At 61.4% G+C, this 20,958-nt stretch carries 13 protein-coding genes and 1 other RNA gene; 9 read left to right on the plus strand and 5 right to left on the minus strand.

The genetic code is table 11. The features are described 5' to 3' along the window. Window positions 1-218 precede the first annotated feature (218 nt). The gene (locus I5961_RS09385; RefSeq protein WP_085700233.1) at window positions 219-560 is read left to right on the plus strand and encodes a YggL family protein; all 342 of its coding nucleotides are present in this window, start codon (window positions 219-221) and stop codon (window positions 558-560) included. A gap of 40 nt (window positions 561-600) precedes the next feature. On the opposite strand, the gene I5961_RS09390 is transcribed toward I5961_RS09385, so the two are convergent. Then, window positions 601-1,791, minus strand: coding sequence for a benzoate/H(+) symporter BenE family transporter (locus tag I5961_RS09390; RefSeq protein ID WP_085700232.1), 1,191 nt, complete (start codon window positions 1,789-1,791; stop codon window positions 601-603). 347 nt (window positions 1,792-2,138) lie between these two features. On the opposite strand from I5961_RS09390, the gene I5961_RS09395 reads away from it, so the two are divergent. After that, window positions 2,139-2,903 carry a GntR family transcriptional regulator gene (locus I5961_RS09395; protein WP_007952027.1) on the plus strand — a complete coding sequence of 255 codons (765 nt, stop codon included), beginning with the start codon at window positions 2,139-2,141 and terminating at the stop codon, window positions 2,901-2,903. A gap of 192 nt (window positions 2,904-3,095) precedes the next feature. Here I5961_RS09395 and guaD read toward each other — a convergent pair whose 3' ends face one another. The 4 genes from guaD to xdhA all read right to left on the minus strand — a co-directional run bounded on the left by guaD (window position 3,096) and on the right by xdhA (window position 9,251). Beyond that, window positions 3,096-4,400 (minus strand): guanine deaminase, encoded by a 1,305-nt coding sequence (gene guaD / locus I5961_RS09400; RefSeq protein WP_227235026.1) that lies wholly within the window; start codon window positions 4,398-4,400, stop codon window positions 3,096-3,098. Between the two features lie 13 nt (window positions 4,401-4,413). Further along, window positions 4,414-5,271 carry a xanthine dehydrogenase accessory protein XdhC gene (gene xdhC, locus I5961_RS09405; RefSeq protein ID WP_007952025.1) on the minus strand — a complete coding sequence of 286 codons (858 nt, stop codon included), beginning with the start codon at window positions 5,269-5,271 and terminating at the stop codon, window positions 4,414-4,416. A gap of 139 nt (window positions 5,272-5,410) precedes the next feature. Beyond that, window positions 5,411-7,804, minus strand: coding sequence for a xanthine dehydrogenase molybdopterin binding subunit (gene xdhB, locus I5961_RS09410; RefSeq protein WP_085700230.1), 2,394 nt, complete (start codon window positions 7,802-7,804; stop codon window positions 5,411-5,413). Next, entirely contained in the window at window positions 7,797-9,251 is a 1,455-nt protein-coding gene (xdhA, locus tag I5961_RS09415) for a xanthine dehydrogenase small subunit (RefSeq protein WP_085703541.1), read from the minus strand. Before xdhA ends, xdhB begins: the two co-directional genes overlap by 8 nt. A 266-nt stretch (window positions 9,252-9,517) precedes the next feature. On the opposite strand from xdhA, the gene I5961_RS09420 reads away from it, so the two are divergent. The 7 genes from I5961_RS09420 (at window position 9,518) to I5961_RS09450 (ending at window position 20,951) form a co-directional block, all read left to right on the plus strand. Then, the gene (locus I5961_RS09420; RefSeq protein ID WP_085700228.1) at window positions 9,518-10,177 is read left to right on the plus strand and encodes a GntR family transcriptional regulator; all 660 of its coding nucleotides are present in this window, start codon (window positions 9,518-9,520) and stop codon (window positions 10,175-10,177) included. 2 nt (window positions 10,178-10,179) lie between these two features. Further along, window positions 10,180-13,668, plus strand: coding sequence for a chromosome segregation protein SMC (gene smc / locus I5961_RS09425; RefSeq protein ID WP_085700227.1), 3,489 nt, complete (start codon window positions 10,180-10,182; stop codon window positions 13,666-13,668). Between the two features lie 258 nt (window positions 13,669-13,926). Beyond that, window positions 13,927-14,793 carry a cell division protein ZipA gene (gene zipA, locus I5961_RS09430; protein ID WP_085613290.1) on the plus strand — a complete coding sequence of 289 codons (867 nt, stop codon included), beginning with the start codon at window positions 13,927-13,929 and terminating at the stop codon, window positions 14,791-14,793. A gap of 87 nt (window positions 14,794-14,880) precedes the next feature. Beyond that, window positions 14,881-17,238, plus strand: coding sequence for an NAD-dependent DNA ligase LigA (ligA, locus tag I5961_RS09435; protein WP_227235027.1), 2,358 nt, complete (start codon window positions 14,881-14,883; stop codon window positions 17,236-17,238). Between the two features lie 154 nt (window positions 17,239-17,392). Then, entirely contained in the window at window positions 17,393-18,559 is a 1,167-nt protein-coding gene (locus I5961_RS09440) for a putative zinc-binding metallopeptidase (RefSeq protein WP_085700225.1), read from the plus strand. A gap of 111 nt (window positions 18,560-18,670) precedes the next feature. After that, window positions 18,671-18,767: signal recognition particle sRNA small type (ffs, locus tag I5961_RS09445), an RNA gene on the plus strand. Window positions 18,768-18,995: 228 nt separating this feature from the next. Continuing rightward, window positions 18,996-20,951, plus strand: a complete 1,956-nt coding sequence (locus I5961_RS09450; RefSeq protein ID WP_227235028.1) for a hypothetical protein — start codon at window positions 18,996-18,998, stop codon at window positions 20,949-20,951. The last annotated feature ends 7 nt before the right edge of the window (window positions 20,952-20,958 follow it).

The raw sequence follows: 20,958 nt of genomic DNA on the forward strand, positions 1-20,958 counted from the left end.
CAGCCGAGGGGAAAAAAGACGAGGACATGGATGAAAAGGCCCTCAGTGATCATGAAAGTGTCGGCATTATGCCCCAAGGTGTAACAGCTTGTGCCTTTCGCAAGGGCGTCAATTCGTTATTTTTTTACAGGCGGTCGTACGCACGTCCCGGATAGGCGGGCAATCGCCGCCTTAAACTGGTAAAGTGCCGGCCGTTATTACTTAAGAGGATTGTTCCAATGGCGACTAACCGTTCCCAGCGTCTGCGCAAAAAACTGTGCGTCGATGAATTTCAAGAGCTGGGTTTCGAACTGAACCTGGACTTCAAAGAAGATCTGTCCGAAGAAGCCATTGATGCTTTCCTCGAAGCCTTCATCAAAGAAGCCATGGACGCCAATGGTCTGGGCTATGTCGGCGGCGAAGGCTTCGGTCTGGTTTGCCTGCAGAAGCGTGGTTCGGTTTCCGAAGAGCAGCGCGCTGCCGTGGAAGCCTGGCTGAAAACCCGCACCGAGCTGACCAAGACTGAAATCAGCCCGCTGCTGGACGTCTGGTATCCGGAAAAGCCGATCAACAAGGCTTGATTCCGAAATGAAGAACGGCGACCCGAAGGTCGCCGTTTTTTTATGCCTTTCGCCAGTTGAGGATCAGCAAGGTCAACACCCCCGCGACAATCCCCCAGAAGGCCGAACCGATGGAAAACAGCGTCAGCCCCGACGCCGTGACCATGAAGGTGATCAGCGCCGCTTCCCGTTCCTTCACTTCGGTCATGGCGATGCTCAAGCCGTTGATGATCGAGCCGAACAGGGCCAAAGCGGCAATCGACAGCACCAATTCCTTGGGCAGCGCGGCAAACAGCGCCGCCAGTGTGGCGCCGAACACCCCGGCAATCCCGTAGAAAATCCCGCACCACACGGCTGCCGTGTAGCGTTTGTTGCGATCCTCATGGGCATGCGGCCCGGTGCAGATCGCCGCGCTAATCGCTGCGAGGTTTATGCCGTGGGAACCGAACGGCGCCAGCAACAGCGACGCGATGCCGGTGGCGGTGATCAGCGGCGAGGCCGGAACGTTGTAGCCATCGGCCCGCAATACGGCGATGCCGGGCATGTTTTGCGAGGTCATGGCTACCACAAACAGCGGGATGCCGATGCTGATGGTCGCGGCCAGGGAAAAATGCGGCGTGGTCCAGACCGGTGTCGCCACCTCCAGGTGAAAACCGCTGAAGTCCAGCAACCCCATGACGCCCGACAGCGCGGTGCCGATCAGCAGCGCAGCGAGCACCGCATAACGGGGCGACAGGCGTTTGACGATCAGATAAGTGAAGAACATCCCCAGCACCAGGCCGGTGCGGTGCTGCGCAGCGACGAAGATTTCGCTGCCGATCTTGAACAGAATCCCTGCCAGCAGCGCCGCGGCGAGGGAGGCCGGGATCTTTTTCACCAGCCGTTCGAAGCTGCCGGTCAAGCCGCAAATGGTCACCAGCACCGCGCAGGTGATGTAGGCGCCGATGGCTTCGCCATAGGTCACGCCGCCAAGGCTGGTGATCAACAGCGCCGCGCCGGGCGTCGACCAGGCGATGGTGATCGGCGTGCGATAACGCAGCGACAGGCCGATCGAACACACCGCCATGCCGATGGAGATCGCCCAGATCCACGAAGAAATCTGCCCGCTGGTCAGGCCCGCCGCTTGCCCTGCCTGGAACATCAGCACCAGCGAACTGGTGTAGCCGGTCATCATCGCGATGAACCCGGCGACGATGGCGGAGGGCGAAGTGTCCGCCAGCGGGCGCAGTCGGGTGTGGGTAATTTCGTTCATGACAGCGGTATTCCTTGTACCAATGAAGATATTTGCTGCTATGCGAAACCCTTGTGGGAGCGAGCTTGCTCGCGATGACGGCGGAACAGTCGACATTAGAGTTGAATGTCCAACCGCTATCGCGAGCAAGCTCGCTCCCACAGGGATCGCGGATTCTGCGATCAAGCCTAAACTCAAACGTAACGAAGCGTTGCAATACAGCCAAAGCCACAAACAGCCGTACAGTCGTGTTGCCACCTTCCATTGTGTACAATCGCGCTGTTTTTTACGCGATACTTGCCAGCGACCCACTGTGCCGTATTACAGTCACGGTCAATTCGCCGCCGTTCTTCCCGACTCGAGTGCCCATGAACGAACAGTTGCAACCCCTCAAGAAACAACCGCGAGCAGGCAAGGCCGGCCGCAGCGGAACCCAGGACGACATTGTCTATGCGCATATATTCGAGGCCATCCTCGAACAGCGCCTGGCGCCCGGCACAAAGTTGAGCGAAGAAGCGCTGGGGGAAATTTTCGGGGTCAGCCGCACCATCATTCGCCGCGCGCTCTCGCGTCTGGCCCATGAAGGCGTGGTGCTGTTGCGGCCGAACCGTGGCGCGGTCGTCGCCAGCCCGAGCGTTGAAGAGGCGCGTCAGGTGTTTCTCGCCCGGCGTCTGGTGGAGCGCGCGATCACCGAGCTGGCCGTGCAACACGCCACCGCCGAGCAGATCGCCGAATTGCGCCAGATGGTCAACGACGAGCGCGACAGCTTCTCCCGTGGCGATCGCGGCGCCGGCATCCGTCTCTCGGGTGAATTCCACCTGAAACTGGCCGAGGCAGCGAAGAATGCGCCGTTGATCAGTTTCCAGCGCAGCCTGGTTTCGCAGACGTCGCTGATCATCGCCCAATATGAAAGCGGCAACCGTTCGCACTGTTCCTACGACGAGCACACCCAGTTGATCGACGCCATCGAAGCGCGCAACGGCGAGCTGGCAGTGGACCTGATGATGCATCACATGGATCACATCGACAGCAAGCTCAACCTCGACGAAGAAAGCGCTTCGGACGATCTGCATGCAGTGTTCTCGCACCTGTTGCAGACCAAGAAACCGGGGCGGCCGGCGGTCAAGCTCTGAGGCGAATCGACAGGCAATAAAAATCCCCCGGACTGCAAAGTGCCGGGGGATTTTTTTGCTCTCCTGATCGTTCCCACGTCGAGGCGTCGAACCGTCCGCGTGGGAATGCAGCCCGTGACGCTCCGCGTCACTGGACGCGGAGCGTCCCCAGAGGCATTCCCACGCAGAGCGTGGGAACAATCGAGCAATCAGTTAGCGCTGGTGCACCAGCGCGCCCGCCGCGTAGGTCTGAGCTACGGTGCGGTCATCGCCCAGGGTCATCAGCACGAACAGCGTTTCAGCAATGTTGTTGGCCTGCTTCAAGCGATAGCTCATCAGCGGCGTGGCGTTGTAGTCCAGCACCAGGAAGTCGGCGTCGGAGCCCGGTTGCAGGTTGCCGATCTTGTCTTCCAGACGCAGGGCCCGCGCGCCACCGAGGGTGGCGAGGTACAGCGACTTGAACGGGCTCAGGCGTGCGCCTTGCAACTGCATCACCTTGTAGGCTTCGTTCAGGGTTTGCAGCAACGAAAAACTGGTGCCGCCGCCGACGTCAGTCCCGAGCCCGACGTTCAGTTTGTGCTTCTCGGCCATCGGCAGGTTGAACAGGCCGCTGCCGAGGAAGAAGTTCGAGGTCGGGCAGAACGCGACCGCCGAACCGGTCTGCGCCAGGCGTGCGCATTCGTCGTCGCACAGATGCACGCCGTGGGCGAACACCGAGCGCTCGCCGAGCAATTGGTAGTGATCGTAGACGTCCAGATAGCCCTTGCGCTCCGGAAACAGCTCCTTGACCCACTCGACTTCCTTGAGGTTTTCGCTGATGTGGGTCTGCATGTACAGATCCGGGTATTCGCTGAGCAACTGACCGGCGAGCGTCAGCTGTTCCGGGGTGCTGGTCGGGGCGAATCGCGGGGTGACGGCATAGTGCAGACGGCCCTTGCCGTGCCAGCGCTCGATCAGCGCCTTGCTGTCGACGTAGCTCGATTCCGGGGTGTCGGTCAGGTAGTCCGGCGCGTTACGGTCCATCATCACCTTGCCGGCGATCATCCGCAGATCCAGCTTCTCTGCCGCTTCGAAGAACGAGTTCACCGATTGCGGATGCACGCTGCCGAACACCAGCGCGGTGGTGGTGCCGTTGCGCAGCAGTTCCTTGATGAAGATGTCCGCCACTTCATCGGCGTGGGCCTTGTCGGCGAACTGGCTTTCGCAAGGGAAGGTGTAGGTGTTCAGCCAGTCCAGCAGTTGCTCGCCATAGGCGCCGACCATGCCGGTCTGCGGCAGGTGGATGTGGGTGTCGATGAAGCCCGGGGTGATCAGCGCATCCTTGTGATGCGTGATCTCGATGTCCGCCGGCAGGGTCGGCAGCAGTTCGCTGGCGTGGCCGAGGGCGCTGATCTTGCCGCCATCGACCACCAGCAGGCCATCCTCGAAATACTCGTAGGAGGCTTCGATGCCGACCTCGGCGGGGTCGGCGATGCTGTGCAGGATGGCGGCGCGGTAGGCTTTGCGAGTCAGAGGCATGAGGGTTCTCTAATCAGTTTGAGGCTTTGAGTGTGGCGGCCTGACTGCGCCGGGAAACCGGCAGCAGTTTGGCAATCGGTTCGGCACTGGCGGTGTGCTGGCCGAAATTGGCGTTATAGGTGGCGATGATTTCGCCGGCGATGGAGATAGCGATTTCTACAGGCAACTTGCCTTTGACTTCACCGATGCCCATCGGGCAGCGCATGCGTTGCACGACGCTGGCGTCGAAACCACGGTCACGCAGGCGATGTTCGAACTTGGCCCGTTTGGTTTTCGAGCCGATCAGGCCGAACCAGGTGAAATCGTTGCGCTTGAGGATCGCGGCGGTGAGTTCCAGATCCAGCTGATGGTTGTGGGTCATGACGATGCAGTAGCTGCCGGCGGGCAAGTCGTCGATTTCATCCACAGGCTCTTCGGCGACGATTTTGCGCACGCCGTGGGGAATCTGCTCGGGGAATTCCTCCTCCCGGGAGTCGATCCAGCGCACCCGGCAGGGCAGGCTGGCGAGCAAGGGCACCAGTGCGCGACCGACATGACCGGCGCCGAACACGGCGATCTGCGCCTGCACCTGGCCCATCGGTTCGAACAGCAGCACCGTCGCGCCGCCGCAGCACTGGCCCAGACTGGCGCCGAGGCTGAAGCGCTCCAGATGGGTGTCCTGCTTGCCGCTGGCGAGCATCTCGCGAGCGATCTGCATGGCTTTGTATTCCAGGTGCCCGCCACCGATGGTGTCGAACGTCTGGCGGGCGCTGACGACCATTTTCGAGCCGGCATTGCGCGGCGTCGAGCCGAGCTCTTCGATGATCGTCACAAGAACACAAGGTTCGCCCTGGTTCTGCAGGTCGGCGAGGGCGTCGATCCAGTTGTACATATCTCACCTCTCAGATCGTTCCCACGTCGAGGCGTCGAACCGTCGCGTGGGAATGCATCACTGGACGCTCCGCGTCCGCTGTTCAGGATGCGACGCAGAGCGTCGCGGCTGCATTCCCACGCAGGCGTGGGAACGATCATCAAACAACCTCGGTTTCAGCTTCGACGGCCTTGACCGCCTTGAGCTGGCGCATCTGCTCGCAACCCCACAACACCCGCTCCGGGGTCGCCGGCGCGTCGATCTTCGGCTGATGCTTGTAGTCGCCGAGGCTGGCTACCGCATCCTTGATCGCGCACCACGCGGCGATGCCGAGCATGAACGGCGGCTCACCCACAGCCTTGGAGTGGAACACCGTGTCTTCCGGGTTCTTGCGGTTTTCCACCAGTTTTACCCGCAGGTCGAGCGGCATGTCCGCCACGGCCGGGATCTTGTAGCTGGCCGGGCCGTTGGTCATCAGCTTGCCCTTGTTGTTCCACACCAGTTCTTCCATGGTCAGCCAGCCCATGCCCTGGACAAAGCCGCCCTCGACCTGGCCGATGTCGATGGCCGGGTTCAGCGAGGCGCCGACGTCGTGGAGGATGTCGGTGCGCAGCATCTTGTACTCGCCGGTCAGGGTGTCGACGATCACTTCGCAGCACGCCGCGCCGAAGGCGAAGTAGTAGAACGGCCGACCACGGGCCTGGCTGCGGTCGTAGTAGATTTTCGGGGTCTTGTAGAACCCGGTGCTCGACAGCGACACCTGATTGAAATACGCCAGCTGAATCAACGCTTCGAAGGTCATGATGTGGTCGCGCACACGGACGTGGCCGTTGTGGAATTCCACGTCTTCTTCGCTGACCTTGTAGTGCCGCGCCGCAAATTCAACGAGGCGTTGCTTGATGATTTCCGCCGCGTTCTGTGCGGCTTTACCGTTCAGGTCAGCACCGCTGGAGGCCGCCGTAGGCGAGGTGTTCGGCACCTTGTCGGTGTTGGTCGCGGTGATCTGCACGCGATCCATTTCCACCTGGAACACTTCGGCCACGACCTGCGCGACTTTGGTGTTCAAGCCCTGGCCCATTTCCGTGCCGCCGTGGTTCAGGTGGATGCTGCCGTCGGTATAGACGTGCACCAGCGCACCCGCCTGGTTGAGGAAGCTGGCGGTGAAGGAAATGCCGAACTTCACCGGGGTCAGCGCCAGGCCTTTTTTCAGGATCGGGCTATTGGCGTTGTAGCGACGGATCGCTTCGCGGCGTTCGGCATACTGGCTGCTTTCTTCCAGCTCGGCGGTCATCTCTTCGAGCATGTTGTGCTCGACAGTCTGGTAGTAGTGGGTGACGTTGCGCTCGGTCTTGCCGTAGTAGTTGGCCTTGCGCACGGCCAGCGGATCGAGGTTGAGGTGACGGGCGATGGCGTCCATCACTTCTTCGATCGCGACCATCCCTTGCGGGCCGCCGAAACCCCGATACGCGGTGTTCGACGCGGTGTTGGTCTTGCAGCGGTGACCGTTGATGGTCGCATCGCCGAGGTAGTACGAGTTGTCCGAGTGGAACATCGCACGGTCAACGATCGAGGCCGACAGGTCAGGCGAGCAGCCGCAGTTGCCGGCCAGATCCATCGCGATCCCGTGCAGGCGCCCGTTGCTGTCGAAGCCCACGTCGTACTCGACATAGAACGGGTGACGCTTGCCGGTCATCAGCATGTCTTCGACCCGTGGCAGGCGCATCTTGGTCGGCTGGCCGGTGAGGTGCGCGATCACTGCGCACAGGCATGCCGGGCTTGCGGCCTGGGTTTCCTTGCCGCCGAAACCACCGCCCATGCGGCGCATGTCGACCACGATCTTGTTCATCGACACGTCGAGGACTTCGGCCACCAGCTTCTGCACTTCGGTGGGGTTCTGGGTCGAGCAGTAGACGATCATGCCGCCGTCTTCGGTCGGCATTACCGAGGAAATCTGCGTCTCCAGATAGAAGTGTTCCTGACCGCCGATGTGCAGCGTGCCTTGGATGCGGTGCTCGGCCGTGGCCAAGGCGTTGGCCGAATCGCCGCGCTGGTGGGTGTGGCTGTCGAGTACGAAGTGGCGTTTGCGCAGGGCTTCGACCACGTCCAGCACCGGCTCCAGATCTTCGTATTCGATGATCGCGGCCATCGCGGCCTTGCGAGCGGTTTCGAGGTCTTTGGCGGCCACCGCCAGTACCGGTTGACCGACGAACTGCACGTCATCGATGGCCAGCAGCGGATCGCCCGGCATCAACGGGCCGATGTCTTTCAGGCCCGGAACGTCTTCGTGAGTGATGGCGATGCGCACACCTTCGAAGGCGTAGCAGGGTTTGGTGTCGATGCTGATGATTTTTGCGTGGGCGCGATCCGACAACCGTGCGTAAACGTGCAACTGGTTAGGGAATTCCAAGCGGTCATCGATGTACTGCGCTTCACCGGACACATGCTTGGCGGCGCTGTCGTGCTTGACGCTGCGGCCGACGCCGGTGGTCAGGTCCCTGGCGAACAGTTCAGCCAGTTCAGCTTGTGTTTTCTCTACGCCGTGATGGTTAGACATAAGCGGTCACCCGAGTCTCGATGTGCGGTGTTTGCAGTTCGATGAAGTATTTGCGCAGCAGGTTCTGCGCGCTGAGCAGGCGGTACTCCTTGCTGGCGCGGAAGTCCGAGAGCGGAGTGAAATCCTCGCCCAGCGCAGTGCAGGCCCGTTCGACCACCGCGTTGTTGAACGGCTGGCCGAGCAGCACGGCTTCACAATGAGCGGCGCGTTTCGGGATCGCGGCCATGCCGCCGAAGGCGACGCGGGCGTCGGTGATCACGCCGTTTTCGACGCGCAGGTTGAACGCGGCGCAGACGGCGGAGATGTCATCGTCCAGACGCTTGGAGACTTTGTAGGCGCGGAAGCGCTGCTCGGCCGTGGCGCGAGGCACGATGATTTTCTCGATGAACTCGCTTTCCTGACGCGCGGTGACCCGGTAATCGATGAAGTAATCCTCGAGCGCCAGCGTGCGGCGCGTCTCGCCCTTGCACAACACGATCTGCGCGCCGAGGGCGATCAGCAGGGGCGGCGAGTCACCAATGGGCGAGGCGTTGCCGATGTTGCCGCCGAGGGTGCCCTGGTTGCGGATCTGCAGGGAGGCGAAGCGGTGCAGCAGTTCGCCGAAGTCCGGGTACTCGGCGTTCAACACTTCGTAGCAGTCGGAGAGGGCGGTGGCGGCGCCGATTTCGATGCGATCCTCGAAGTGCTCGATGCGCTTCATTTCGGCGACGTTGCCCACGTAGATCATCACCGGCAGGGTGCGGTGGAACTGCGTGACTTCCAGCGCCAGGTCGGTGCCGCCGGCCAACAGGCGGGCCTGTGGATAAGCATCGTAGAGGTCGGCCAGATCGGCCACGGTCAGCGGCACCAGGCAGCGTTTGTCGCCGCTGTTGAGTTCGCCGATCGATGTCGGGGCAATGGCTTTGAGGCGGGCAATGGTTTGCGCCTCACCGGCGTCGAACTGGTCAGGCTGCTTGCCGCAGCAGGATTGCTCGGCGGCGGCCAGGATCGGCCGGTAGCCGGTGCAGCGGCAGAGATTGCCGGCCAGCGCTTCGTGGGCCTTGGCATGATCCGGCGCATCGCTGTTCTTTTGCAGGGCGAACAGCGACATCACGAAACCGGGGGTGCAGAAACCGCACTGCGAACCGTGGCACTCGACCATGGCTTTCTGCACGCTGTGCAGTTCGCCCTTGTGCTTGAGGTCTTCGACGCTGATCAGTTGTTTGCCGTGCAGCGACGAAACGAACGTCAGGCACGAGTTGAGGCTGCGATAGCGAATGCGCTCGCGGCCATCGTCATCCGTCTGCAACTCGCCGACCACCACCGTACAGGCGCCGCAGTCACCGCTGGCGCAGCCTTCTTTGGTGCCGGGTTTACCCACGTGTTCGCGCAGGTAGTTGAGCACAGTCAGGTTCGGGTCCAGGGCGTGCTCGCTACGGAGTTCCTGGTTAAGTAAAAACTGGATCACGGAAGGCCTCGCAGACTCATTATTGTTGTTGAGCGACTTGAGCCGAATTTAGCAGGTCTGACTTTTCGGTCAATGGTTTTCTGACTTAAAGGTCAGGAAAAACCGTTTTGTCGCTCAACCACGTGTCTCTTCAGTATTGACCCTTATGGGATCAAGCGCTTTTTTGCGGGATTCGTGCCAAAAACCGCTGTGCGGGCACTCCGCCATGACCGCGCATTGCGCTACACTGCGCCGCTTGTGCAGATCGAAGAGTTTGAAGGACAACCATGACGTTCAAGGCGCCGGACAGCCTCGCCGAGCAAATCGCTCACCACCTCGCCGAACGGATCATTCGCGGCGAAATGAAGCCGGGAGAGCGCATCCAGGAACAGAAGGTCACGCTGGCGCTGAACGTCAGCCGCGGCTCGGTCCGTGAAGCCTTGCTGATCCTCGAGCGCCGTCACCTGATCGCGATCCTGCCGCGCCGCGGCGCCCACGTCACTGAGCTTACGGCGCACAAGGTGCAGAGCCTGTGCACGTTGATGAGCGAGCTGTACATCCTGCTCGGCAACGCGGTGGCCAATGGCTGGCAAGTCCAGTCCGACATGGCGCCGTTCGTGCAGATCCAGCAGCGCCTGACCGCCAGCTACGAGCGTCAGGACATTCGCACCTTCGTCGACGAAAGCTTCAATGTGATGCGCGCCGCGTACCCGTTCGCCAACAACCCGTACCTGCAGGAAACCGTCGAGAACCTGCAGCCGGCCATGAGCCGTGCGTATTTCCTTGCGCTGGAGCAGCGCAAGGCCGAGATGAGCGAATTCCTCGAACTGTTCGAACGCTTGCTCGCCGCCGTCCTCGCCCGTGACCTGCCGCAGATCCGCATCGTGCTGACGGCTTACGCCCAGCGCAGCTGCGATCTGGTGGTGGCCGCCCTGACGGTTGCCTGACCTTGCGGCTCAAGTGCATCAAACTGGCGGGGTTCAAATCCTTCGTCGATCCGACCACGGTGAACTTCCCCAGCAACATGGCGGCGGTCGTCGGGCCGAACGGTTGCGGCAAGTCGAACATCATCGACGCCGTGCGCTGGGTAATGGGCGAAAGCTCGGCCAAGAACCTGCGCGGCGAGTCGATGACCGACGTCATCTTCAACGGCTCGACCAGCCGCAAACCGGTGAGCCAGGCGAGCATCGAACTGGTATTCGACAACTCCGACGGCACCCTGCTGGGCGAGTGGGCGGCGTACGCGGAAATTTCGATCCGCCGCAAAGTGACCCGCGACAGCCAGACCACTTATTACTTGAACGGCGCCAAATGCCGTCGCCGCGACATCACCGACATCTTCCTCGGCACCGGCCTCGGCCCGCGCAGCTACTCGATCATCGAGCAGGGGATGATCTCCAAGCTGATCGAGTCCAAGCCGGAAGATCTGCGCAACTTCATCGAAGAAGCCGCTGGTATTTCCAAATACAAGGAGCGCCGGCGCGAGACCGAGAACCGCATCCGCCGCACCCACGAAAACCTTGCCCGCCTGACCGACCTGCGTGAAGAACTCGAACGCCAGCTCGAACGCCTTCACCGTCAGGCCGAGGCCGCCAAGAAGTATCAGGAATACAAGGCCGAAGAGCGCCAGCTCAAGGCGCAACTGTCGGCCCTGCGCTGGCAGGATCTGAACGATCAGGTCGGCCAGCGCGAATCGATCATCGGCAACCAGGAGATCAGCTTCGAAGCGCTGGTCGCCGAGCAGCGCAACGCCGACGCGGCCATTGAACGCCTGCGCGACGGTCACCATGACCTGTCCGAGCGCTTCAATCTGGTGCAGGGACGCTTCTATTCGGTCGGCGGCGACATCGCCCGGGTCGAGCAGAGCATCCAGCACGGCCAGCAGCGTTTGCGCCAATTGCAGGACGATCTGAAAGAGGCAGAGCGCGCGCGCCTGGAAACCGAATCGCACTTGGGCCACGACCGTACCTTGCTGCTGACCCTCGGCGAAGAGCTCGATCAACTGACCCCCGAGCAGGAAATCACCAACGCCGCCGCCGAAGAGGCCGCCGCAGCGCTGGAAGATTCCGAAACCGTCATGCACGGCTGGCAGGAGCAGTGGGACGCCTTCAACCTGACCGCCGCCGAACCCCGCCGTCAGGCCGAAGTGCAGCAGTCGCGCATCCAGCAGTTGGAAACCAGTCTGGAGCGTCTGGCCGATCGGCAAAAACGTCTGGGCGAAGAGCGGGCGTTGCTCTCGGCCGATCCGGAAGACGCGGCGATCATGGAGCTCAGCGAACAGCTCGCGGAGTCCGAAGCCACCCTTGAAGATTTGCAGACCAGCGAAGCAGCCCAGGTCGAAAAACTTGAGCAACTGCGCCAGGAGTTGCAGCAGGCGCTGACCGCGCAGCAGCAGGCGCAGGGCGATTTGCAGCGTCTCAACGGTCGCCTGGCATCGCTGGAAGCCTTGCAGCAGGCCGCGCTCGATCCGGGCACGGGCACCGCTGAATGGCTGAAGGAACACAACCTTGCCGAGCGTCCGCGTCTGGCCGAAGGCCTGAAGGTCGAGGCCGGTTGGGAGCTGGCGGTGGAGACCGTGCTCGGTGCCGACCTGCAAGCGGTGCTGGTGGACGATTTCGACGGCTTCGATCTGTCCGGTTTCGCCCAGGGTGATCTGCGTTTGCTCAGCCCCGGCAATGACGGCGTGCGCGTGGCCGGCAGCCTGCTGGACAAGGTCGAGGCACTGGTTGATCTGTCGCCCTGGCTCGCTCAGGTCAAACCGGTCGACAGTCTTGAGCAGGCGCTGGCCCTGCGCGGCCAGCTGGCTGCCGGGCAGAGCCTGATCAGCCGCGACGGTTACTGGGTCGGCCGGCATTTCCTGCGGGTGCGCCGCGCCAGCGAAGCCGAAAGCGGCATGCTTGCGCGTGGCCAGGAAATCGAAACGCTGCATGCGGAGCGCGAAGAGCGCGAAGCCACGGTCGAGGCCATGGAAACCCGTTTACAGACTCTGCGCGCGCAACAGCGTCAGCAGGAAAACGGTCGCGAGCATTTGCGTCGTTTGCTGCAAGACGAGGCCCGTCAGCAAGGCGAGCTGAAAGCTCAACTGTCCGCCGGCAAAGCCAAGGCCGAGCAGTTGAATCTGCGTCGCACCCGACTCGACGAAGAACTGGTCGAGCTCGCCGAACAGCGCGAACTGGAACACGAAAACATCGGCGAAGCGCGGATCCAGCTGCAGGACGCCCTCGACGCCATGGCCCTGGACACCGAACAGCGCGAATTGCTGCTGGCCCAGCGAGACAGCCTGCGCGAGCGGCTGGATCGGGTGCGTCAGGAAGCGCGCCAGCACAAGGATCACGCCCATCAATTGGCCGTGCGTCTGGGCTCGCTGCGCGCGCAGCATGATTCGACCCGCCAGGCCCTTGAACGTCTGGAAATGCAGGCCGAGCGCCTCACCGAAAAACGCGAACAGCTCAGCCTGAATCTGGAGGAGGGCGAGGCGCCGCTGGAAGAGTTGCGCCTCAAACTCGAAGAGTTGCTCGACAAGCGCATGAGCGTCGACGATGAACTCAAGACCGCCCAGATCGCGCTGGAAGACGCCGACCGCGAACTGCGCGACGCGGAAAAACGCCGGACCCAGGCCGAGCAGCAATCGCAAATGATCCGTGGCCAGCTCGAACAGCAACGCATGGAATGGCAGGCCCTGACCGTGCGCCGCAAGGCTCTGCAGGATCAACTGCTGGAAGACGGCTACGATCTGCACGGCGTGCTCAACACCCTGACCGCCGAGGCCAGCGAGAAGGGCGCCGAAGAAGAACTCGAGCGCATCGCCGCGCGCATTCAGCGCCTGGGCGCGATCAACCTCGCGGCGATCGACGAATACCAGCAACAATCCGAGCGTAAACGTTATCTGGATGCTCAGGACGCCGATCTGGTCGAAGCCCTTGAGACGCTGGAAAACGTCATCCGCAAGATCGACAAGGAAACCCGTAACCGTTTCAAAGATACCTTTGATCAGATCAATGGCGGTTTACAGGCGCTTTTCCCGAAAGTTTTCGGTGGTGGACGCGCGTATTTGGAACTGACGGGCGAAGATCTACTCGATACAGGGGTGACGATCATGGCGCAACCGCCCGGCAAGAAGAACAGCACCATCCATTTGCTCTCCGGTGGCGAGAAAGCCCTGACGGCACTGGCACTGGTTTTTGCGATCTTCAAGTTGAATCCGGCGCCGTTCTGCATGCTCGATGAAGTTGACGCACCGCTGGATGACGCTAACGTTGGACGCTACGCACGATTGGTCAAGGAGATGTCGCAGACTGTGCAGTTCATCTATATCACCCACAACAAGATCGCCATGGAAATGGCTGACCAGTTGATGGGCGTGACGATGCACGAGCCGGGTTGTTCGCGACTGGTAGCCGTGGATGTCGAGGAGGCGATGGCGATGGTGGATGCCTGAGCCGGCGCTGTCGGAAAAGGTATTTGTAGTCCGTAGGACTTATTTACCGGTTTCGAATGGCTGGCCAATCGACATAATCGCGCAAGCCAATGAGACAGACGGTGTAAAGTTGTCTTTGGTCGTGCTAGTTTAATGTCAATTTTTCGTATACGTGGGCAAAACGCCTGTCAGAACATAGAGTTGGCGCCACGTTTTAAAGCGGTTTGCACAGTGTAAACCCCTTATTTTTCAGCATTTTTTATAGAGGCACGGGATTACATGGAAATCGGTCTGCGCGAGTGGCTGATCGTCATCGGCATCATTGTGATAGCCGGTATTCTTTTCGATGGCTGGCGCCGTATGCGCGGCGGCAAGGGAAAACTGAAATTCCGTCTTGACCGAAGTCTGTCCAACCTGCCGGACGAGGACACCAGCGCCGAGCTGTTGGGCCCGGCCCGTGTGCTGGACACCCATAAAGAGCCGCAACTGGACGAACACGATCTGCCATCGGTGAGCATGCCGGCCCGCGAAGCACGCGAGCCTCGCGAATCCGGTTCCAAGCGCGGCAAGCGTGGCAGCAACGGTCCGGCCCAGGGCGACCTGAACCTCGATCTGGATCTGGACGGCGGTCCGAGCTTCAGCAGCCGCGACGATGATTTCGTCGAGTCTGCCGCCAAGTCGTCGCCGGCAGTGGCCGATAAAGATCAGCCGCAAGCCGAAGAAGTGCTGGTGATCAGCGTGATCTGCCGCGACCCGGCCGGCTTCAAGGGCCCGGCACTGCTGCAGAACATTCTGGAAAGCGGTCTGCGTTTCGGCGAGATGGATATCTTCCACCGTCACGAAAGCATGGCCGGCAACGGCGAAGTGCTGTTCTCCATGGCCAACGCGGTCAAGCCGGGCATCTTCGATCTGGACGACATCGACCACTTCAGCACCCCGGCGGTGAGCTTCTTCCTCGGCCTGCCAGGCCCGCGTCATCCGAAGCAGGCCTTCGACGTGATGGTGGCGGCAGCCCGCAAGCTGTCCCAGGAACTGAACGGCGAGTTGAAAGATGACCAGCGCAGCGTCCTGACCGCGCAGACCATCGAGCACTACCGTCAGCGCATCGTCGAATTCGAACGCCGCGCCCTGACCCAGAAGCGTTGATTGAAAAGGTTGCCTCGCAATAAAAGGGGCAATCGGCAAATAGATTGAGCAGCCTCGGCTGCTCTTTTGCTTTATGAGAGAACACCCATGACTGCCGCCAAAGACCGCATTCTAGAGCTGCGCGCTGAACTCGATCAGCACAACTACCGTTACCACGTCCTCGATGAGCCGAGCATTCCGGATGCCGAGTACGACCGGTTGTTCCACGAGCTCAAGGCGCTGGAAGCGGCCAATCCGGAACTGATCACCAGCGACTCGCCTACCCAGCGTGTCGGTAGCGTGGCCCTGACCGCGTTCACCCAGGTGCGTCATGAGGTGCCGATGCTCAGCCTCGGCAACGCCTTCGAAGAAACCGACATGCGCGAGTTCGACCGCCGGGTGACCGAAGGTCTGGATCTGCCGGCCGGTGACCTGTTCGGCGGTGGCGCGGCGGTGGAATACAGTTGCGAACCGAAACTCGATGGCCTGGCGGTCAGCCTGCTGTATCAGGACGGTGTGCTGGTGCGTGGCGCCACACGCGGCGACGGCACCACCGGTGAAGACATCAGCGTCAACGTGCGCACCGTGCGCAACATCCCGCTGAAGCTGCACGGCACGGGCTGGCCGGCGACCCTGGAAGTGCGCGGCGAAGTGTTCATGTCCAAGGCCGGTTTCGAGCGCCTCAACGCCTCGCAACTGGAAATCGGCGGCAAGACCTTCGCCAACCCGCGCAACGCCGCCGCCGGCAGCCTGCGTCAGCTGGATTCGAAGATCACCGCCAACCGTCCGCTGGAATTCTGCTGCTACGGCATCGGCCAGGTCTCTCACGATATTTCCGACACTCACATCGGCAACCTCAAGCAGCTGCAAGCCTGGGGGCTGCCGATCAGCCATGAATTGAAACTGGCCAAAGGCATCGGCGAATGCCTGGATTACTACCGCGATATCGGCGAGCGCCGTAATTCGCTGGCTTACGAAATCGACGGTGTGGTGTTCAAGGTCAACAGCATTGCCGACCAGCGCGAACTGGGCTTCCGCGCCCGCGAACCGCGCTGGGCCATCGCCCACAAATTCCCGGCCATGGAAGAGCTCACCGAACTGCTCGACGTGGAATTCCAGGTCGGCCGCACCGGCGCCGTCACGCCTGTGGCGCGCTTGAAACCGGTCAAGGTCGCAGGTGTGACCGTGGCCAATGCAACGCTGCACAACATGGACGAAGTCGCCCGGCTGGGCCTGATGATCGGCGACACGGTGATCATTCGCCGCGCCGGTGATGTGATTCCGCAAGTGGTGCAAGTCGTTGCCGAGCGTCGCCCGGAAGACGCGCGGCCGGTGCAGATTCCCGAGAACTGTCCGGTGTGTGGCTCGCACGTCGAGCGCACGCAACTGGTCAAGCGCAGCAAGGGCAAGGAAACCATCAGTGAGGGCGCGGTGTATCGTTGCGTCGGCCGACTGGCCTGCGGTGCGCAACTCAAGCAGGCGATCATTCACTTCGTATCGCGCCGGGCGATGGACATCGAAGGCCTTGGCGACAAGAGTGTCGAGCAACTGGTGGACGAAGGTCTGGTCAGTTCGCCGGCTGATCTTTACGCGCTGAAGTTCGAGGACATCGTCGACCTCGAAGGCTTCGCCGAAGTGTCGAGCAACAAGTTGCTGGCTGCCATCGAAGACAGCAAGAAGCCGGGGCTGGCGCGCTTCATCTATGCGCTGGGCATTCCGGATGTCGGCGAGGAGACGGCCAAAGTGCTGGCGCGTTCGCTGGGATCGCTGGAGCGTGTCCAGCAAGCCTTGCCGCAAGTGCTGACGTACCTGCCGGACATCGGCCTGGAAGTGGCGCACGAGATTCACAGCTTCTTCGAGGATGCGCACAACCGGCAGGTGATCAGCGAACTGCTGGGCCACGGTTTGCAGATTCAGGACCAGGGCGAGTTGGGTGCCGAGTTTGCCGCGAGTACCACGCTGGGCGGCTTCCTCGACAAGCTGCACATTCCTTCGGTGGGCCCGGGCGGGGCGCAGAAACTGGCGGACAAGTTCGAATCGCTGGAAGGGGTGATGAACGCTGACTGGCTGGACATGCGTCAGGCATTGCCGGAGAAACAGGCCAACTCGGTTCGCGGGTTCTTCGCCTTGCCCGAGCATCGTCAACTGGCCGAAGACGCCGAGAAGCAGCTGCGCGATTTCGGCATGCACTGGCAGAGCGAAAAGAAAGTCGTCGAAGGCCTGCCGCTGGCCGGCGAAACCTGGGTGCTGACCGGCAAGGTCGAGCTGATGAGTCGCGATGTCGCCAAGGAACACCTGGAAAGCCTCGGCGCCAAGGTCGCGGGTTCCGTGTCGGCCAAGACCCATTGCGTGGTGGCCGGACCGGGCGCCGGGTCGAAACTGACCAAGGCCAACGAGCTGGGCGTGAAAGTGATGGATGAAGAGGCGTTTATCACGTTCCTGAAAGGGCACGGTATCAGCGCCTGATTGATCGACAGATGCGCTCCGCGTGGGAATACCGCCCGGACGCTCCGCGTCCGCTGTGACGCAGAGCGTCACGGTATGCATTCCCACGCAGAGCGCGGGAACGATCTGCGTGCGGGAATGATCTAGTCTTGGCAAGCCCCAGGGAGAGATCACCATGTACCGCTTTTTCGAGCAGCTCAGTTCCCGCATCGTCGCGCCGTTCATGGGCGAATCCTCGCGCAACAGCAAGGTCTGGCCGTGCCGCTGCGGCCAGTCGCTGTTCTTTCGCAACAGCCAGTGCCTGGCCTGCAACGCGGCGCTGGGTTATCAACCGGAACACAGTCGGCTGACCTCGCTGCAACCGGGGCCGCAAGAGAACACCTGGACGCTGGACGTCGATCCCGAGGCCGGGCTGTTCCGGCGTTGCGCCAATCTCGACACTCCGGCCGGCTGCAACTGGCTGCTGCCCGCCAACGATCACGACACCCTGTGCGCGGCCTGCGCTCTGAATCGCACCATTCCCGACCTGTCCGTCCCGGAAAACCCCGAGCGCTGGCGCAAGGTGGAAATCGCCAAGCGGCGACTGGTGGCGCAACTGATTGGCCTCGGCCTGCCGGTCATCCCGAAAACCGTCGACGAAGAAACCGGCCTGGCCTTCGATTTTATCGGCGTCGATCTGCAAGGCAACGCGCCGATGACCGGCCACGCCAATGGCCTGATCACCCTCGACATCGCAGAAGCCGACGACGCCCACCGCGAGCAGGTCCGGGCGCAGATGCACGAACCCTATCGCACGCTGCTCGGGCATTTTCGCCATGAGGTCGGGCATTACTACTGGGATCGGTTGATCGCCAACAGCCCTTGGCTGGGCTCATTCCGCAACCTGTTCGGCGACGAACGCGCCAGTTATGCCGAGGCACTGGAGCGCCATTATCAGCAGGGCGCACCGGCCGACTGGTCGCAGCACTACGTCAGCGCCTACGCCACCATGCACCCATGGGAAGACTGGGCGGAAACCTGGGCGCATTACCTGCACATGATGGACGCGGTGGATACCGCGCTGGGCTTTGGCATGAGCGCCCGGGAGATGGACCTGGATTACCAGCCGTTCCCGTCCAGCACGTTGTACGACCCCGAGCATCCCGGCGGCGCGGCGTTCCTGTCGTTCGTCAATGCGTGGATCGAACTGGCCGGCATGCTCAACGAACTGTCGCGCAGCATGGGCCAGCCGGATTTCTATCCATTCGTCCTGCCGCCTGCGGCGATCGCCAAGCTGCACTTCATTCATCTGGTGATCCAGCAAGAGGGCGGTCGCGCGGACGAGGTGCTTCAGGCGCAATAGCAAGTGCTTGAAGCCCTTCATGTTTTTTATCTGCAACGAGCGGTTGTAACTTCGTCTCAGATAGGTACAATGGCGCGGCTCGCCGACAGGCGAGTGTCGTTATGGTGACCCTATCGGTCCCCCCGCAACGATTACCCGTGAACCTGGTCAGAGCCGGAAGGCAGCAGCCACAGCGGGAACATTGTGTGCCGGGGTGTGGCTGGTAGGGTTACCACCTTAACGAACATCGAACGAGTCAGACAGAACTGCATGGGTTTCGCCCACTGCGGTTTTTTTATGCCTGCGATTCGTCGTTCGAGTCAGCACACCCTGCTCGCGATGGCGTCGACACGGGGTAATCATTTCTCCTGCAATCGCGCATACTCGCCACAACCGAAATGAATGAAGAGTCTGACCGGGATCGACCTCAGGGGTTGTGCCCAGGTCGCGAGGTTTTATGCTCCCGGAACATTCCGATTTATCCAGCCCTGTGTTCTTGCCCGTCACGGATGAAACCTGCGCGAACCTGTTGCAGGCGGAGGGCGCAACAGCGCTCGAGAGCCTGACCGATCCGGAATTGGCGGCGGTGCTGGTTATTCAGAATCTGGTGCAGACGAAAGAGCAGGATCTCGGCGCAATTGCGGCAGAAAAGATTCTGGCCAAACTCTTGGCCTGGGCTGTCGAAAAACGTCAGTCAGCGACGGCTGGTCTGTTGTCAGAAGCCCGGCGGCTGTTCGACCCGCGCAAATTGTATTTCGGCCTGAAGGTTCTTAATCCTCTGAACCTGCGTTTTCTGTTGGCTGAAGAAATATCGGCGCGCGACTACTTGTTGCCCGATGGTCAGTGGGATTTCGAATACAAAGTCCGGCGTCATCGCCGCCATGACCCGTTCAGCCAGCCGATAGTGACGCCCCGTTACCGCGAGCGCTGGTTGAGCCCGGCCCAGGACAAACTGGTCAGAACCTTCCGCGCCAACCTGGACGAAGATCTGCACGTTCAAGGTTACGCAGGGATCGGCAAAAGCCATCTGCTGGTGGCCTTGCTGGAACATCTGCGCCCCGAAAAGACCCTGTTGCTGGCGCGCACCCCGGCCAAACTGGAGGTGCTTCGCCAGCGGATGGCGGGGCCGAGCGAGAAGAAGGCCGGCAAGACCTTCCTGGCGTTTGCGCAGTCGCTGATGCTCGGGCGCAGGCCGCAGGCGGAGGGAGGGCGAATCCCGACCCGGCAGGCGCTGGCGCAGGAACTGAATATCTTCGGTTTTCGCCACCACGACGGGCAGGCGACCCTTGAACTCTGCCTCAAAGTGATCGAACGCTACTGCCGCTTCCGCGATCACACCTTTTCGGCGAAGCATCTGCCGCATTTCAACCAGCCGCTCTCCAGCGTCGACGCTCAGGTGTTGCTGGAATATTCGAGCCGGGTGTGGGGCTACCTCGAACTCAATCCGGCGTGGGGCAGCCAGACCGGCTTCGAAGCGCTACTGATGATCAAGCGGGCCTGCATCGCTGGTTGCGTGGTGCCAGCGCGCTACACGCACGTGCTGATCGACGAGAGTCAGGACATTCCCGGGTCGCTGTTGCAGATCATCGAGCGCGGGCGTCAGGTGCTGATCACTCTCGGCGACGAGTATCAGCAGGCCAGCGGCGTGCCGGTCAAACGGCACCGTGAGGTTCGCCAGAGCGATATCAGCTATTCCGTGCGTTCGGGGCGCAATGTCGAGCGGCTGGTCAATCCGCTGATCGCCCGGCACTCGCAGAAGGGCAAGATTCCGTTCGAGGGTGCCAGTGATGCTGACGTCGTCATCAAGGAATACCCGGAAGGCTTCGTGCCGTCCGAAGGTTGCGTGGTGCTGACGGCATCGCCATGGGACAGCATGATCTGGGCGATCCATCTGCACGATTCCAACCGCAAGTTCAGATTCCCGGACAAGCGAACCCAGGATGATCTGAAGCATTTCATGGCCACCGCCATCGAGCTGTTCAAACCGGATTTCTACCGTTCCGAATTCAGCGAAAACGGCGTGCATCCGTATTTCAGCGACCTGCCTGACTGGCAAGCGGTGTGCGACGCAAACCGGTTCGACGAATCGTTTCTGCGGGTCAAGGACAAGCTGGAAAACGGCTTCATGATTGCCGACCTGACGCGCCTGAACCGAATGATCGACAACGCCGGCAACGGCTGCCTGTTGATGCTCGCGCAAGAGGCGGGGGGCATGGAGTTCGACAAGGTCCTGCTGACGCCGGGGTTGCTGACCAACGAGAAATTCAAGGATGCCTACGCGTTCGATCAGCGGATCTGCGCCGTGTACATCGCCATCTCCCGCGCCAGGCTGAAGCTTTATGTGCCGTACGATGTGGTGGCGTGGGTCGAGTATCACGAGTACCAGCAATTTCGCGATACGGCGGGGCATTGAAGGCCCG

This window comes from Pseudomonas sp. IAC-BECa141 (assembly GCF_020544405.1).
In the GTDB taxonomy this organism is placed as follows: domain Bacteria; phylum Pseudomonadota; class Gammaproteobacteria; order Pseudomonadales; family Pseudomonadaceae; genus Aquipseudomonas.